Genomic DNA, 15,169 nt, shown 5'->3' on the forward strand with positions numbered 1-15,169 from the left:
AAATTAAAAGGATAGGTGCGGTTGGATCAAAGGGAAACCCTTTTTATCCTGGATTTTAAAACTTCGGTGTTCGAAATTTTATCGACCCAGATTATGGAATCCTCCAAGGAGTTGAACCAGCGTGACTTTGTGTTTACGAACATTCTTTCAAGCATGGCATTAAAATAACCTGTCTTTGTATGGCTTATGATTCCGTACGCTTTAAGGTTATAACTCAATTTAAAAAATATCTTCCAGTCGGTAGGCACCAAGGAATAGTCGTTCACCCTATTCGAAATGTAGATGATATCCTTACCGTTATTATCATATAAATTAGACAACTCCTCGGCAATCATTTTTCCGTGTTCTTTCCAAGAAACATGAACATTATCATGGATTTCTCCAACAACAAAAGTGTCAAATAGGTAAAAATCACCGAAACTATAGTTGATTTCGTGAATTGCCCTGTAATAATATGGAGTATCTTTTAATTTTTTCAATGCGTCATCATTACCTCGTTAACACTTACAAAAGAATACAATCTGATTTAACCAAAGGTTTTAAATCGTTAAATAGCCATTAAATTCCCTAAACTGTATTAATTGGTGTTCTGCAATCATTCGTAAATTAAATGCCATTCAATATTTAGGGCCTTAACGTAGATCAAGGTCATGGTTGCTGGATGACCCGACCGAGCGGTTAAAAGATATGGCTTAGCGACAATTTACTTCAATAAAGCGGATAGCGGGGCAAGGAAAACACTATTATTCACAGACTATTCCCTTGGTTTGAATAAGGTTTGTAAGTATAGGGGTTTAGTTTCCTCTAAATTGATGGTATCTAAACATGGTTGTTGTGGCCTTTTAGGGAGGAATATTTGACCCGGTTATATTTAAAGTAAAACCGCCCTATTCTTCTTGGGATTCATTTTCATCCTTTTCCTTCAAGACCTTGGAGAAGACCAAGGCACCTATTTCCTTTACGGGTTCATAGAGTACGGATTCTTCCAACGTTTCGTTTTTCACCAGATTAACCGAGGAGTTGGCACGTTCAAAGAATACCAAAAGAGCACCAATGATCACAGCTACTTTTAAGGCGCCAAAAATAGCCCCTGCCAATTTGTTCAGCAGTCCCAACATGGCAAAATCAGCGATTTTGGTCAGGAATTTTCCAGCGAGGTGCACTATAATGACAATGATGATAAAAGTGATGATAAACGCGGTAATGTTCATATAGCGTTCATTCCACTCCATGTTTGAAGATAGGTAATCCCCTGCTATATATGAGAAATGTATGGCGCCATACAGTCCGGCAACCAATGCGATGATTGATGCGATTTCAACAAATAGACCGTTTATAAAACCTTTATAAAGTCCGTAAACCAATAATAGCCCCAAAATAATATCCAATACTCCCATCCTGATTGTTTTAAAAAGAGACCCCAAACGTGGTCTAGGGGAAACACAATTGTTTTAAACGGTAGTCAATAAATACCAAAACAAGTTTCATCAACAAATATAAAACATTGATTTGTACCTTTGAACCAGAAAACAAATCTATGTCAAGAGACCTACAATTAAAGGAACGATGGGAGCAATTGGTTGAAAAGCTTTCGAATCAGTTTGCCGATGGGGATGTATTGGAGTTGGATGCCATCATTTATTTGGTGGGCATACAAGAATTGGGTCAATACCAAAATACCTTTAAAAAGGATGAGAAATTGAATCTGATGCATATTGCCATCTGTCGTTTATTGGAACCTTATGGTTATTATGAATTCGAATATTTTGATGAAGAAGGATGGCCCCATTATACGATCAAGGAAGAATTACCACCATTGAAGGCAGGCGAACAATCCGTTCTTATGAAAGAGGCCATTGTATCGTACTTCTTGGAAAGGGAGTATATATATTGATGGTTATTATACGCTAGGTATAGGTTGAGAACCTGATCTAGGTTAATGGGAATCCACTGAACCCTATAGATTGGGGTCTTCGTACAACTTGACAACAACGAAATATGACAAAGCCCTATTATGCCGTGATTTTTACGAGCAAAAGAACCAGTGGAGATCATGGGTATGATGCGATGGCCCAGAAAATGGAGGATTTGGCCCGGCAACAACCTGGTTTTTTAGGTTTTGAAAGTGCCCGGGATGAAATAGGTATCTCTGTAAGTTATTGGGAGAGCTTGCAGGATATTGCCCATTGGAAATCGAATACCGACCATTTAATCGCCCAGGAAAAAGGTAGGACCGATTGGTATGCATGGTATAAGGTCAGAATTTGTTTGGTAGAACGGGAATATGGGATTGATCAATAAAATAATTCCTTTTAAACGTGGGGTCATTAAGGAATGGGTTAAAAAGCATCCCAGAAAAGTATTGGTTTCCGCGATTCTATTGCTTGCTTATTATTTTTGTTTGCCCAAAGATCTTTTTGTAGACCCCACTGCCACGGTAATCGAAAGTAAAAATGGGAAGCTTTTGGGAGCCATGATCGCGGATGATGGGCAGTGGCGATTCCCTGAGGTTGATAGTGTGCCATTTAAGTTCAAAACCTGTATTATTCAGTTCGAGGATGCTTATTTTTATCGGCATCCAGGCTTTAATCCCATATCCATGGCCAAAGCCGTGGCAGCGAATATAAAGGCAGGGAAATCTGTTCGGGGGGGGAGTACCCTGACCCAACAGGTAATCCGTTTGTCCAGAAAAGGGAAAAAACGCACCTATTGGGAAAAGGCGATAGAATTGGTTCTAGCGACCCGATTGGAACTTCGCCATACCAAGGAAGAAATTATAGGGCTTTATGCAAGTCACGCCCCTTTTGGGGGAAATGTCGTAGGGCTCGATGTGGCCGCTTGGCGTTTTTTCGGGTTGCAGGCCCATCAATTATCCTGGGCTGAATCGGCTACTTTAGCGGTTTTACCCAATGCCCCTAGTCTTATCTATCCGGGGAAGAATCAAGGACACTTGCTTCAAAAAAGAAATCGATTACTGCGAAAATTGTTCGAAAATGGCATTTTGGACCATACGACCTATGAGATGGCCTTGTTGGAAAAGTTACCCCGAAAACCATATCCTCTACCAAAATTGGCACCCCATCTCGTGCACTATTTGGCAAGGAGCCATAAAGGCGAACGGATCACTTCGACCATTGATAAAAATCTGCAATCCAATGTGAATGTTATTTTAAACAAGCACTATCAAAATCTAAAACAAAACCAGGTACATAATGCCGCAGCATTGGTATTGGATGTGCATACCAGACAAGTATTGGCCTATATAGGAAATACACCGACGGATAAGGATCATCAAAAGGATGTTGATATGGTCCATGCCATTAGAAGCACAGGAAGTACATTGAAACCATTATTATATGCTGCGATGATGGATGCCGGGGAATTATTGCCCGACATGTTGGTGCCCGATGTACCTACACAGATTGCCGGGTATAGACCAGAGAATTTCAATGAGGATTACAGTGGGGCCGTTGAAGCGAAAAAGGCTTTGGCGCGTTCTCTGAACATTCCTGCAGTTCGATTGTTACAAAAGTATGGTTTAGAGCGTTTTAGAGATCAATTGAATGCCTTCCATATGAAAGGTATTGATAAACCTGCCGATTACTATGGACTTACATTGATTTTGGGAGGTGCCGAAAGTAATCTTTGGGATCTTTGCAAAACCTATGCTTCAATGGCGTCAACCATCAATCATTTTAATACTTCATCGAGTGAATATTTTGATCAGGAGTTTACCAATCCGATTTTGATCAAAGGCCATACGATTGATTTTGGAAGAAAATCCACCGAAAAAACCATTTTTGATGCGGGCAGTATATACCTGACATTTGAGGCTATGAAAGAAGTGAACCGCCCCCAAGGCAATGAATCATGGGAGTTTTTCGATAGCAGTAAGGAAATAGCTTGGAAAACAGGGACGAGTTTTGGCAATAAGGATGCATGGGCCATAGGAACCACAAAAGACTATGTTGTCGGTATTTGGGTAGGCAATGCCGATGGCGAGGGCAGGCCGAATGTTACCGGGGTTTCGAGTGCCGCCCCTATACTTTTTGATGTTTTCGATGTGCTTCCGAAATCGGATTGGTTTGAAAAACCGTTGGATGAATTCGTGTCGGTGGAAGTTTGCCGAAATAGTGGTTTTTTAGCCACTAAGGATTGTCCGAAAAAGACAATTTCCATTCCGGATAAGAACAATTATGTTGAGGCTTGTAAGTATCATAGGATGGTTCTTTTAGACCAACAAAAACAATTTCGGGTTAATTCCTCCTGTGCCGATATATCCAGCTCCTACCGGGAACCTTGGTTCGTGCTCCCACCCTTAATGGCGTTCTATTATAAAAAAAGCCATCCTACCTATAAGAACTTGCCGCCCTTTAAGGAAAATTGTAAAAACGCCTTGGAGCCTACCATGGAGTTTATTTATCCAAAGAACAATGCCCAAATAAGTTTAACCAAAAATTTTGAGGGTAATTTGAATGAATTGGTGCTCAATTTGGCACACACGAAACCTGAAACATCGGTTTATTGGTATTTGGATGAAAAATATCTGGGTCAAACCAATGATTTTCATGAATTGGGCATATTGCCCACCACCGGAAAGCACACCATAATGGCTATTGATGAACTCGGGAACGAGGCTAAAATCAGTATTCAGGTAAAATGAGTACTTGATTTTGAATCAAGCACTTTCCAAATCGATTTATTTGGGCCTGGTTAAAGCCCAAGAACTTAGTCTATTTTGTTGGTCAAGGCTGCGAAAGTGCTTTTGGCATTTTTGCCAAGATAAAGCACGTCATATACCGCATCGATAATCGGCGTACGTACCTTACTTTTAAAATCCGCTTTTTGTTTGTAGGCGCTTTTGGTGGCATAATAACCTTCGGCAACCATACTCATTTCCATCATTGCACTTTTGACGGTATAGCCTTTTCCAATCATATTCCCGAACATTCTATTTCGACTGAATGTAGAGTACCCTGTGACCAATAAATCACCCAGATAGGCAGAATTATTGATATTGCGTTTCATTCGGTGTACACGTTTAATGTAGCGTTTCATCTCCCGGATGCTATTGCTCATAAGGACACTTTGAAAGTTGTCCCCATAACCCAAACCATGGAAGATACCCGCAGCGATCGCATAAATATTCTTTAGCATCGCGGCATACTCCGTACCGATGATATCGTCGGAGATCTTGGTTTTGATGTAGTCACTTTTTAGCGAATTGGCCACCAATTGGGCTTTGACCTTGTCGGCACAGGCGATGGTAAGGTATGAAAGACGTTCCAAGGCCACTTCTTCAGCATGGCAAGGCCCTGTGAGCACACCGATGTTCTCAAGAGGGATATTGTACATCTTGTGAAAGTGTTCACCCACGATCAAACCTGTTTCCGGAACGATTCCTTTTATCGCGGAAAATATGATTTTATCCTTTAATGAAACCGTCAATTTCTTCAATTCGGTATCAAGAAATGCCGAAGGTATGGCGAAGATGAGTACATCATTGTCCATTACGGCCGCATTCAGATCGGAGGTTAGGTTTAATTGATTGGTGTTGAATTCAACCGAACTTAAATAATTGGGATTGTGTTTTTGGGTTTTAATATGGGCTATGGCATCTTCATTACGCATGTACCATGTGATTTTTTGAAGGTTTTCAGTGAGCATTTTAACAATAGCCGTTGCCCAACTTCCGCCACCGAATACCGCAAATCGCAAATCTTTTTCCATATGAAATTATAATTGACACCAAAAGTAAATAAAATTAGAACAACAATCTAAGTAGCTGTAATACAGTAAATTGTGATTTATGGCACGGTGATTGGTCTGTGTAAGTTGAACAAACACAATCAGATAAAGGAATAAGCCGAAATAATTTTCGCTCTGCACCGAAAGGTTATTTGGCATATTATATTTAAAAAGTGGAACATATGAAAGCTATAAAACTTCACCTTGGATTATTATTGATAGGAATCTTAATGTCTTCTTGTTACACGGAAGTGATACTTGAGGATGAATTCATAGAGGAATCCGGTTTTAACACGGCCCAGGTATTGCAATCATTTGACCTTTGGTATATCGATATCAATGAGACTACAGGAAATGGGGAGGTTCCTTTTCTTCAACGAGCCTTTACCATTTCCTTTGATAATGGCAACGTATATGCGAACAATAATATCGCAGGACTTGGAAAGACCGGAAATGGCTATGGTATCCAAATTGGTTATTTTAATGCCTTTCCAGGAACTTTGGAAATAGACCATGATGTTGATGGGCGTTGGCTATTGGATGTGTTTGCAGTCAATGGTAACACATTGGAATTGTACGATTCCAATTCTAATACATCCTATTATTTAAGAGGCTATCAGTTGAACCGTTTCGATTTCGATTTGGTGTTTTATGACAACATAAAGTATTTATTACAGGAATATGATGTATGGGAGAAAACGTATACCAGTGAAGTAGGGGCATTGAATGAATTTGACAGGGAGAACTTTCTACAGTTTTTTGAGAGTGGGCAGGATGATGTTTTTAAATCGTCCATTGACCCGGTAGGTAGTGCCATAAACAACCTTCAATGGGATTATGAAGGGGTTTATACCGTTTATGATGTAGAAAACGATGAAACGCTTAAAACTTTAACGTTGGGGTATGATTTCATGGGCAATGATTACTTTGAGTTGTACGTTATTAATGATAGTACCATTGAGTTGTATCACCCCAGTAGTGGAACGGTTTATAGGTTTAAGGGAAGGGGTTACATTCAATACCTGAAATCCGATAAGACTTTGGATGGGAAGAAACGAAAGAAAACGATAAACCCTGTGATGCAGGTAAAACGAAGTAGGGAATAATATAATCAACGCTTTAGTGTAGTTAACGCGTTGTTCAAATAAGGACTTTTTGGTTGGTTATTTAGTTAAGAACCGCCCTGATCTAAACGATTGGGGCGTTTTTTTGTCCGTTTTTTTGGGATACAAAGAGGAGCTAAACACAAATGGAATGCTAGGTCCCCTCTCATTTGGATCAACCCATGCACGCCTTTTGGGACTGACCCGTCTATTGGTTTAGGATGTACTGACCCAAACACCAAGATTCATTGGTTCAGGTACCTCCTTCTGAATTCTGAAGGATTTTCATCGGTTATCTTCCTAAAGGTACGATTGAAATAGGACAAACTTTCGAATCCGCAAGCGTAACAGGTTTCACTTATGTTTTTTCCGGTCAAAAGCAATCTTTTCGCTTGACTGATACGATATTGGTTCAAGAATCCGATAAAAGTGGTTCCTGTTGCCTTTTTGAAATAACGGCAAAATGCAGGCTTCGTCATATGGCATAAAGTCGCAATCTCATCCAATGATATTTTATCCTGATAGCGCTCGTCGATCAGGCCATAGATTTTACGCAGGCGGCCTTGCTCTTTTTTACGGTATTTGTTTATAAATGGTTTTTTATGGAGCAACTCAAATTCCTTGCTCTGCGAAAGTAGTTTTAGGATTGTGACGACCCGCATAAAAAAATCAAAAGGCGATAGGGTGTGGAGCGTTTTCATAAGTTTACCGATTTCGGTCTTTGTACTTCCCGTAAATGCAATGCCATATTTTGAAAGTTCCAAAAGGTGCTCCAAGGATTGTAGTTCGGATGTCTGCTCAATAAAGTCCGTTTTAAAGGAGGGTTTAATATGCAATACTTCTTTCAAATAGTTGGTTTTTACACCATGGTCAAAATTCAAATGCGGAATATTGGATCCAATAAGTACCAAGTCATTGTTTTTGTAGTGTGATATATGGTCACCTACATGGCGCTTTGCACTGGCTCCCTCGATATAGACCAATTCAAATTCCGGATGAAAATGCCAGTAATACAGATGGTTCAATTTAGGGTCATGTAGCAACCGAAAGGGACTTTTGGTTGGCTGTTCGAAGGTTTCGAGTTGGATTTTCATACGCAATGGGCAACAAAATTATCCTAATTGGGGTATAAATGGGATTAAAATATCAATATAGTTCAAATATATATCAATATCAAGGTAGATTAATGCCGTGTGGATAAATAGTTTTACCCTATCGTTTCTAAATCATTTATCATGAAGAATACCCAAGAAAAATTAGGAATGGCCAATAAGCGCCATGAGGATATTCCTGGAAATCCATCCACGGCAACCAGTAGTAAGATAAAATTAAATGACCGATCCAATGGAATACCGTTAAGGGTTTTGAGTGAAGCCGATTGGGATTTCTGGACGCATAATGGATATATAATTATTAAAAATGCCGTTCCCAGGGAACAGGTTGAACAGACTGCTGAATTTCTATGGGAATTTGAAGAGAAGGAACCAGACAATCCGAATTCTTGGTATGCACCACCAAGGGCAGAAATGAAAATGAAAGAGCTTACCGGTACCGGAATGGTAGAGGTATATAATCACCAGCATTTATGGAACAATAGGCAAATGCCACGGGTTTATGATGCGTTTGTGGATATATGGGGCACCGAAAAATTATGGGTAACGATCGATCGGGCCAATTTAAACTTTCCAAATAAGCCCGGCCATGAACAAAAAGGCTTCATACATTGGGATTATGACCCGGAGACCCGACCACAGAATGTACAGGGGGTTTTGGCACTAGCAGACCAGACCGATGACCAAATGGGAGGTTTCCAGTGTATACCTTGGCTCTATAGAAATTATGATACTTGGAAATCGACACAGCCTAAGGACAGGGATCATTTTCAACCTGATATTAATGGTCTTGAAGACAAAATCGTAAAGGTGAAACTTGAAGCAGGGGATTTATTGATTTTCCATAGTGCACAGCCACATGGCATTCGACCGAACAGATCAAAGGATAAAGTACGCATTGCCCAATATATTTCTATGATGCCGGCAGAAGAGGATAACAGGGAATTAAGACAATGGCGTATTACGTCCTGGGAGAACAGAATTGCTCCTGAAGGGTATGCTTTTCCGGGAGACCCCAGAAATTGGGAACAAACGAAATACGATACTGCCAATTTATCCCCTCTTGGCGAAAAATTGTTGGGATTAAAGTCTTGGTAAGTTGTTAAATCCTTAATAATTTCGTGTTTTAAGGTCATCCCAACTATTAGCACTATTTTTGCGCCCTTTAATTATAGGGTATGAGGAAGTATTTGAATATATTCGATTTTAAACAGAAAGTAGATTATAAAACAGAGATCTTATCAGGTCTTACCGTGGCCTTGGCTTTGGTACCTGAGGCAATTGCTTTTGCCTTGATTCCTGGGTTCTCTCCTTTAACGGGTTTGTATGCCGCCTTTGTTTTGGCCTTGGTGACTTCTATCCTTGGAGGTAGGCCAGGTATGATATCGGGGGCTACTGGGGCTGTTGCCGTTATTTTCATTGGGTTGATCTTAGAACTTAAAAATACATTTCCGGGGATTGAACCTGAGACTATTTTACATTATGTTTTTGCGACGGTGATCATTGCCGGAGTATTACAGGTAATTGCAGGGTTTTTGCGTTTGGGTAAATTTATTCGATTGGTACCCCACCCCGTAATGTTCGGATTTGTAAACGGCCTTGCGATTATCATATTTATGGCCCAGTTTCCTAACTTCTATCAAAAAGGAACGGATGAACTTTTAACAGGTGCTTCCATGTATACCATGTTGGGGCTAACTTTTTTGACCATGTTGATCATTTGGGGGGTTCCAAAATTGACAAAGGCCATTCCTTCCTCCTTATTGGCCATTGTAGTGGTATCGGCAATCGTAATTGGCTTTAATGTTGATACGCTTACCGTAGCGGACACCATGAAAGAAGGACAAACCATTCAAGGTGGATTTCCACCATTATCCATTCCGAATATACCATTCACTTTGGAAACCTTGAAAATCATTTTCCCATTTTCCTTGATCGTAGCGGTCGTAGGATTAACAGAAAGTTTGCTTACCCTCAATATCATCGATGAAATAACCGAAACACGTGGTAGTGGTAACAAGGAGTGTGTTGCCCAAGGAACGGCAAACATCCTTTCCGGATTTTTGTCGGGTATGGGAGGTTGCGCCATGATCGGTCAGAGTTTGATCAATACTTCTTCGGGAGCACGTGCAAGATTGTCGGGAATTACCGCAGCTGTCATGTTGTTGGTTTTTATAATGTTTGGGTCCAGTCTTATCGAGCGTTTGCCTATGGCGGCTTTGGTTGGACTTATGTTTATGGTTGCTATCGGTACATTCGAATGGGCAAGTTTCAAGACCTTTCGAAAAATGCCCAATTCCGATGTTATTGTAATGGTCTTGGTAACCTTGATTACTGCCGTTACCCACAATTTGGCCGTCGCCGTATTATTTGGTGTAGTCATTTCCGCATTGGCGTATTCTTGGGAAAATGCAAAACGTATCCGGGCTAGGAAGTATGTTGATGAGCAAGGGATTAAGCATTACGAGATTTATGGACCGCTATTCTTTGCCTCTACTACGTTATTCAATGAAAAATTCGATGTTCAAAATGACCCTGAAGAAGTAATCATTGATTTTCGGGAGAGTCGAGTTGTGGATATGTCCGGTATTGAAGCTTTGAATAAACTTACCGAACGCTATGCCAAAGCAGGGAAGAAAATCCATTTAAAACATTTAAGCAAAGATTGTATTCTACTTTTGGAAAATGCGAATGACATTATCGATGTGAATGTATTGGAAGATCCAACATATAAAGTAGCTGTAGACAAAGTATAAAAAATGGTGTTGCCCTTCCTAATTGATAGGGCAACACCATTGTAAACTTTTAAGGGCAGTCCTTAAAGTGTACGCAAATACTCCGCAATCGCTCTTGCGTCATCCTTACTTAGGTTTTGGTTTAACATTATGGAATTATTGTATTCTTTCAATAGGGCTTTTGCGATAGGATCTTCTTTTAGCATACCATCGGGGTTTAAGATCATATTCATCACCCATTCAGGACTTCTCTTATCATAAAGGCCCTTCATGGCAGGTCCGATCATTCGTTGTTCGGCCATATGGCAGGCAACACAAATGGTCGAATAGATTTTTTCACCTTTGGCGGCCAATTCGGTATCTATTTCCGTACCGAACTCGACCGAGGTAATTGGTCCAACCCCTTTGTTGTTTAAATCTATGGGAACTTCCCCAGTGGTTTTTTCCGCTTTGACTTCTTTTTTGGTGCGGTTCATTTCAAAACCACCTTTCTTCTCTTCTTTTTTTTCGCCACAGCCTATAATAAGGCTTCCAACAACCAAGACAGTAAGTATTTTCTTCATATTGTTTTATTAAGCTGAGGGTACCCTGACAGCTATCGATTTTCGATTTACTAAGATAAGGTTTCGTGGTGAAATTTATAAGTCAGCAAAGAACTTTAGGGCTCTTTTTTCGGTATACGTAGTATTCTGACTTCCGTAAAAACCTACATGTCCACCCGAGTCTGGAATCTCTAAAAAAATTGAGTTGTTTTCTTCCGCTTCCTTATGCGGATAACATTCAGGGCCTAAAAAAGAATCGTTCTTGGCGTTGATTATGAGCGTGGAAATAGCAATCCTAGGCAGGAACTGTAACGAACTACATGTTTTGTAATAGTCGAGGGCATCTTTAAAACCGTGCGCCCTGCTTGTGTAAATATCATCAAAATCCTTTAGGGTTTTGATATTGGCAATATCGGCATCTGAGATTTTTGAAGGAAATACTTTTTGTTTCAGTCTCAATTTGGCAATTAAATGATCCTTGAAACGTAGGCTGTAGAGATAATTTTTCGGAAGCAATAATTGTTTTAGTGAACTATGTAGGTCACAGGGGGCAGAGACTGCCACGACCCCTTTTATTTGTTCGGGTAGGTCGCGACCTTCCCCAATATATTTCAGTGCCAGGTTTCCGCCTAGGCTAAAACCCTTGATAAAGATTTCGTCATAGGTGTTTTTTTTCAAAAGATGTTGTACAACGGCATCCAGATCTTCCGTGGCCCCAGAATGATAGGAGCGATACAAGGTATTGGTCACCCCGCTACACCCCCTATAATTAACGGCACAAACATCGTAACCTTGGGCGCTGGCCAATTTGGCACTACCTGTAATATAGGGTCTTTGGGCACTACCCTCTAGCCCATGCAGCAAGATGAGTACTTTATGACTGGGTTGTTGGGCATAGCTCCAATCCAAATCCAAAAAATCCTTATCGGGCAGTACTATTCGTTCCCGTTCTTGGTGCACCCCTGGAACCGTTCGTATCAAGCCCGAGTAAATGGTCGAGAAATGTCCGTTTTTAAACAGGAACGGAGGGTTGTAATCCGATGCGATTATGGGCATGGTGTTATGCGATAGGGTTATACTTTTTATTTCGGGAATGTTTCCAATACTTTTATCTGTTCCTCTATCGCTGCCTTAAATCCTATTTTTAAGTTGTCGACCAATTTCGCAACAGGTACGACATTTTCTATGGTTGCTACCCCTTGGCCCGCTGACCATATGGTTTTCCAAGCCTTGGCCTCGGTATCCAGTTCTTTTCCAAAATCTATTTTCCGGTCTTTTTTCAAATCTTCCTCTGTGATGCCTGCAGCTATAAGACTGGCCCCTAGGAAATTGGCATGTACCCCGGATATTGAGGCTGTGTATATTATGTCACTGGCACCGGAATCTATGATCATATTTTTGTAGTCATCCGTAGCCTTACTTTCCTCAACATTGATGAACCGGGTACCCATATAAGCCAAATCGGCACCCATTTGAAGGGCTGAGGCAATATCCCTTCCTGTAGTTATGCAACCGGAAAGAATAATGGTTTTATCATAGAATTTCTTGATTTCCGCCACCAGGGTCATGGGATTTATGGTCCCTGCATGGCCACCTGCCCCTGCAGCAACTAAAATGAGTCCGTCTACACCGGCCTCTGCAGCTTTTTGGGCGTGCCTTTTTTTAATGATGTCGTGGAATACCAGTCCACCATAACTATGAATGGCATCAACGACTTGTGAAACGGCACCAAGGGAAGTGATGATCAAAGGTACCTTGTGTTTTATACAAAGCTTTATGTCGGCTTCAAGACGTGGGTTTGTCGGGTGTACAATAAGGTTGACCCCAAATGGGGCCGCCTTTTTTCCGGTTTCTTTTTCAAAAGACTCCAAAGCTGTTTTTATTTCTATAAGCCATTCTTCAAAACCCTCGCTGGTACGCTGGTTTAAGGCTGGAAAAGTGCCCACAATACCACTTTTACAGCATTCAATAACCAATTTTGGTCCAGATATTAGAAACATTGGGGCTGCAATTACCGGTAGGGAAAGGTCTTTTATAAAAGGTGCTGAGGTACTCATAACTTTGGTTTTATTGTTTTAAAAGTAGGAATTTTTTTTGGGGATGTTATCCGTGGTTTTCCAAAACTATGGTATTTTTGCCATTCTTATGCATGCATAATAAAATAATTCAAAAAGAATGTATCTAAAAGAGTTTGAAGTTCGTTGGAGTGATGTGGATGCCAATCGCCATTTGGCCAATTCGGCCTATATTAATTATATGAGCCATACCCGTATGGCCTTTTTGTTGGATTTGGGCTTTGGTCATGAGGTTATGGTCGAAAACAAAATAGGCCCTGTGGTTTTTTATGAGCACATGTACTATTTCAAAGAGCTCTTTCCCGGTAAGCCAGTTAGGGTTTCATTAGAGGTAATGGGGATGAGTGAGGACGGTTGTTTCTTTGAATTTCACCATAATTTTTATGACAGTAAAGGCAAGAATGTCGCCCATTGCGAAATGATGGGTGCTTGGATCAGTTTGGAAACAAGACAACTCACGCCACTTTCAAAAGAACTACTGGCACGTTTTGAACAAATTGAGAGACCAGAAGGTTTTAGAACGCTAACGAAGGAAGATACCCGTAAGTATGCTAAAAAACCTAAGAATTTGGCCTAGTCTTTCTGCTCGATAAATATACCCCCAAAAACACCAATGATGCTGCTAGGATTTTCGTGGTGGTCAAGGCGTCTTTGCCTACGGCTATGGCAAAAATGATTCCTATCAATGGTTGTATATAGACAAAGGCACTCAGGGTTGATGCTTTTAGTTGGGTGAGTGCGAAAATATTGAATAGGTACGTGAAGAATGTGGTTCCTAGGATTACAAAGGCAATACGCCAAATAATATCAAAGGGCAAAAGCGACCATTCGATGGCTAGGAGTTCATCGTACCCAAATGGTAGACAAATAAGTATGCCCAAGGAAAACATCCATTTCATGAATGTGAATGGGTGGTATTTGGAAATCAGGATTTTGGCAAGTATTAAGTAGGTGCCGTAGAAAAAGGAATTCATTAGGATGAAAAAATTGCCCATCGGAATATTCGGGGCATCCTGTCGAAGTTCGGTACCGAACAGTATTAAGCCCATAGCCCCGAGAAGTCCAACAAAGATTCCAAATACTTTTCTGCCCGATATTTTCTCCTTGATAAGTATGGCTGAAAGGATCAAAACGATAATAGGTGTGGTGGTGATTAAAACCGCACTGTTTATTGGTGTTGAAAGGGATAATCCTTTAAAGAAGGCCAACATATTCAGGCCCATCCCGAAAATGGCACAAACAACGATCCGTAGGTAATCCTTCTTTTCAATTTTCTCCTTGGGGCCAAAAAGCGAGACACCCCAAAACAATGCGGCAGCACCAATGACCCTTAAAACGACAAAACCATAGGCCCCGACATAATTGGGCATTACCCCCTTGGCTATGGTGTGGTTTATTCCATAGATGATCGTGGCCCCAATGGCCGATAAAATGGCTAAAGTACGTTTGCTCAAGGATGAATGGTTTCTTTAGCGGCTTCAACCACCTTTTTGCTGTTTCCCACAAAGATTTTGTCATTAAAAATGATAACGGGGCGTTTTAAAAAGGTATAGTGTTCAAGGATCAACTTTTTATAATCCTCCTCATTAAGGGTTTTTTGGGCCAACCCTTTTTCTTTATAAAGTCTTGCCCTTTTGCTGAAAAGGGATTCATAGCTACCGGCCAATTTTTTCATTTCCCCAAGTTGGGAGGGGGTTATAGGTGCTGTCTTAATATCCTGTAATTGAAAACCGTCCAACGGATCCAATTCGTTCATTATCCTTTTACAGGTGTCACAGGTGCTTAGGTAGTATATTTTATTCATACTTGGGATATTTCGGTTTCCTTGCGATATAATGGTATACAAAGAAACCC

General features: G+C 40.6%; 16 protein-coding genes. 7 read left to right on the forward strand and 9 right to left on the reverse strand.

Annotated elements, in window-relative coordinates; translation table 11 throughout:
* Positions 1 to 26: 26 nt before the first annotated feature.
* Positions 27 to 479 (reverse strand): hypothetical protein, encoded by a 453-nt coding sequence (locus LX92_RS02215; RefSeq protein WP_109648631.1) that lies wholly within the window; start codon positions 477 to 479, stop codon positions 27 to 29.
* Positions 480 to 887: 408 nt separating this feature from the next.
* Positions 888 to 1,397: a CvpA family protein gene (locus LX92_RS02220; RefSeq protein WP_109648632.1), complete on the reverse strand. Its 510-nt coding sequence runs from the start codon at positions 1,395 to 1,397 to the stop codon at positions 888 to 890.
* Positions 1,398 to 1,537: 140 nt separating this feature from the next.
* Between LX92_RS02220 and LX92_RS02225 the strand changes: the two genes are divergently transcribed.
* The 3 genes from LX92_RS02225 to pbpC all read left to right on the forward strand — a co-directional run bounded on the left by LX92_RS02225 (position 1,538) and on the right by pbpC (position 4,663).
* Positions 1,538 to 1,894 carry a hypothetical protein gene (locus LX92_RS02225; RefSeq protein ID WP_109648633.1) on the forward strand — a complete coding sequence of 119 codons (357 nt, stop codon included), beginning with the start codon at positions 1,538 to 1,540 and terminating at the stop codon, positions 1,892 to 1,894.
* Between the two features lie 104 nt (positions 1,895 to 1,998).
* Positions 1,999 to 2,301: an antibiotic biosynthesis monooxygenase family protein gene (locus LX92_RS02230; RefSeq protein ID WP_109648634.1), complete on the forward strand. Its 303-nt coding sequence runs from the start codon at positions 1,999 to 2,001 to the stop codon at positions 2,299 to 2,301.
* Entirely contained in the window at positions 2,285 to 4,663 is a 2,379-nt protein-coding gene (gene pbpC, locus LX92_RS02235) for a penicillin-binding protein 1C (RefSeq protein WP_190263531.1), read from the forward strand. Before LX92_RS02230 ends, pbpC begins: the two co-directional genes overlap by 17 nt.
* 65 nt (positions 4,664 to 4,728) lie before the next feature.
* Here the strand turns inward: pbpC and LX92_RS02240 are convergent, their stop codons facing one another.
* A complete protein-coding gene (locus LX92_RS02240; RefSeq protein WP_109648635.1) occupies positions 4,729 to 5,730 on the reverse strand; it encodes an NAD(P)H-dependent glycerol-3-phosphate dehydrogenase in 1,002 nt (333 codons plus the stop codon).
* Positions 5,731 to 5,930: 200 nt separating this feature from the next.
* On the opposite strand from LX92_RS02240, the gene LX92_RS02245 reads away from it, so the two are divergent.
* Entirely contained in the window at positions 5,931 to 6,854 is a 924-nt protein-coding gene (locus LX92_RS02245; RefSeq protein ID WP_109648636.1) for a nicotinic acid mononucleotide adenyltransferase, read from the forward strand.
* A 242-nt stretch (positions 6,855 to 7,096) separates the two neighbouring features.
* On the opposite strand, the gene LX92_RS02250 is transcribed toward LX92_RS02245, so the two are convergent.
* Positions 7,097 to 7,945 (reverse strand): AraC family transcriptional regulator, encoded by an 849-nt coding sequence (locus LX92_RS02250; RefSeq protein ID WP_109648637.1) that lies wholly within the window; start codon positions 7,943 to 7,945, stop codon positions 7,097 to 7,099.
* 141 nt (positions 7,946 to 8,086) lie between these two features.
* Here LX92_RS02250 and LX92_RS02255 point away from each other — a divergent pair, with 141 nt between their 5' ends.
* Positions 8,087 to 9,061, forward strand: a complete 975-nt coding sequence (locus LX92_RS02255) for a phytanoyl-CoA dioxygenase family protein (RefSeq protein ID WP_109648638.1) — start codon at positions 8,087 to 8,089, stop codon at positions 9,059 to 9,061.
* An 80-nt stretch (positions 9,062 to 9,141) separates the two neighbouring features.
* Positions 9,142 to 10,719 carry a SulP family inorganic anion transporter gene (locus tag LX92_RS02260; protein WP_109648639.1) on the forward strand — a complete coding sequence of 526 codons (1,578 nt, stop codon included), beginning with the start codon at positions 9,142 to 9,144 and terminating at the stop codon, positions 10,717 to 10,719.
* 62 nt (positions 10,720 to 10,781) lie between these two features.
* Here LX92_RS02260 and LX92_RS02265 read toward each other — a convergent pair whose 3' ends face one another.
* The 3 genes from LX92_RS02265 to LX92_RS02275 all read right to left on the reverse strand — a co-directional run bounded on the left by LX92_RS02265 (position 10,782) and on the right by LX92_RS02275 (position 13,297).
* Entirely contained in the window at positions 10,782 to 11,261 is a 480-nt protein-coding gene (locus LX92_RS02265; RefSeq protein WP_109648640.1) for a c-type cytochrome, read from the reverse strand.
* A 75-nt stretch (positions 11,262 to 11,336) separates the two neighbouring features.
* The gene (locus LX92_RS02270; RefSeq protein WP_109648641.1) at positions 11,337 to 12,296 is read right to left on the reverse strand and encodes a YheT family hydrolase; all 960 of its coding nucleotides are present in this window, start codon (positions 12,294 to 12,296) and stop codon (positions 11,337 to 11,339) included.
* Between the two features lie 26 nt (positions 12,297 to 12,322).
* The gene (locus LX92_RS02275; protein ID WP_109648642.1) at positions 12,323 to 13,297 is read right to left on the reverse strand and encodes an NAD(P)H-dependent flavin oxidoreductase; all 975 of its coding nucleotides are present in this window, start codon (positions 13,295 to 13,297) and stop codon (positions 12,323 to 12,325) included.
* Between the two features lie 118 nt (positions 13,298 to 13,415).
* Between LX92_RS02275 and LX92_RS02280 the strand changes: the two genes are divergently transcribed.
* Positions 13,416 to 13,892 carry an acyl-CoA thioesterase gene (locus LX92_RS02280; protein WP_109648643.1) on the forward strand — a complete coding sequence of 159 codons (477 nt, stop codon included), beginning with the start codon at positions 13,416 to 13,418 and terminating at the stop codon, positions 13,890 to 13,892.
* Here the strand turns inward: LX92_RS02280 and LX92_RS02285 are convergent.
* Both LX92_RS02285 and LX92_RS02290 read right to left on the reverse strand, forming a co-directional pair.
* Entirely contained in the window at positions 13,876 to 14,769 is an 894-nt protein-coding gene (locus LX92_RS02285) for a DMT family transporter (protein ID WP_109648644.1), read from the reverse strand. The two genes, LX92_RS02280 and LX92_RS02285, sit on opposite strands and share 17 nt — an antisense overlap.
* Positions 14,766 to 15,119: an arsenate reductase family protein gene (locus tag LX92_RS02290; RefSeq protein ID WP_109649044.1), complete on the reverse strand. Its 354-nt coding sequence runs from the start codon at positions 15,117 to 15,119 to the stop codon at positions 14,766 to 14,768. The genes LX92_RS02285 and LX92_RS02290 overlap by 4 nt, the downstream gene beginning before the upstream one ends.
* Positions 15,120 to 15,169: the final 50 nt, after the last annotated feature.

The sequence above is a fragment of the Maribacter polysiphoniae genome (genome assembly GCF_003148665.1).
Lineage (GTDB): Bacteria > Bacteroidota > Bacteroidia > Flavobacteriales > Flavobacteriaceae > Maribacter_A > Maribacter_A polysiphoniae.

Excerpts from the sequence above, each read along its gene's own strand:
- LX92_RS02230 (WP_109648634.1), top strand. The coding sequence starts at position 1,999 with ATGACAAAGCCCTATTATGCCGTGATTTTTACGAGCAAAAGAACCAGT.
- pbpC (WP_190263531.1), top strand. The coding sequence starts at position 2,285 with ATGGGATTGATCAATAAAATAATTCCTTTTAAACGTGGGGTCATTAAG.
- LX92_RS02265 (WP_109648640.1), bottom strand. The coding sequence starts at position 11,261 with ATGAAGAAAATACTTACTGTCTTGGTTGTTGGAAGCCTTATTATAGGC.
- LX92_RS02250 (WP_109648637.1), bottom strand. The coding sequence starts at position 7,945 with ATGAAAATCCAACTCGAAACCTTCGAACAGCCAACCAAAAGTCCCTTT.
- LX92_RS02290 (WP_109649044.1), bottom strand. The coding sequence starts at position 15,119 with ATGAATAAAATATACTACCTAAGCACCTGTGACACCTGTAAAAGGATA.
- LX92_RS02270 (WP_109648641.1), bottom strand. The coding sequence starts at position 12,296 with ATGCCCATAATCGCATCGGATTACAACCCTCCGTTCCTGTTTAAAAAC.
- LX92_RS02240 (WP_109648635.1), bottom strand. The coding sequence starts at position 5,730 with ATGGAAAAAGATTTGCGATTTGCGGTATTCGGTGGCGGAAGTTGGGCA.
- LX92_RS02220 (WP_109648632.1), bottom strand. The coding sequence starts at position 1,397 with ATGGGAGTATTGGATATTATTTTGGGGCTATTATTGGTTTACGGACTT.
- LX92_RS02245 (WP_109648636.1), top strand. The coding sequence starts at position 5,931 with ATGAAAGCTATAAAACTTCACCTTGGATTATTATTGATAGGAATCTTA.
- LX92_RS02255 (WP_109648638.1), top strand. The coding sequence starts at position 8,087 with ATGAAGAATACCCAAGAAAAATTAGGAATGGCCAATAAGCGCCATGAG.
- LX92_RS02260 (WP_109648639.1), top strand. The coding sequence starts at position 9,142 with ATGAGGAAGTATTTGAATATATTCGATTTTAAACAGAAAGTAGATTAT.
- LX92_RS02280 (WP_109648643.1), top strand. The coding sequence starts at position 13,416 with ATGTATCTAAAAGAGTTTGAAGTTCGTTGGAGTGATGTGGATGCCAAT.
- LX92_RS02275 (WP_109648642.1), bottom strand. The coding sequence starts at position 13,297 with ATGAGTACCTCAGCACCTTTTATAAAAGACCTTTCCCTACCGGTAATT.
- LX92_RS02225 (WP_109648633.1), top strand. The coding sequence starts at position 1,538 with ATGTCAAGAGACCTACAATTAAAGGAACGATGGGAGCAATTGGTTGAA.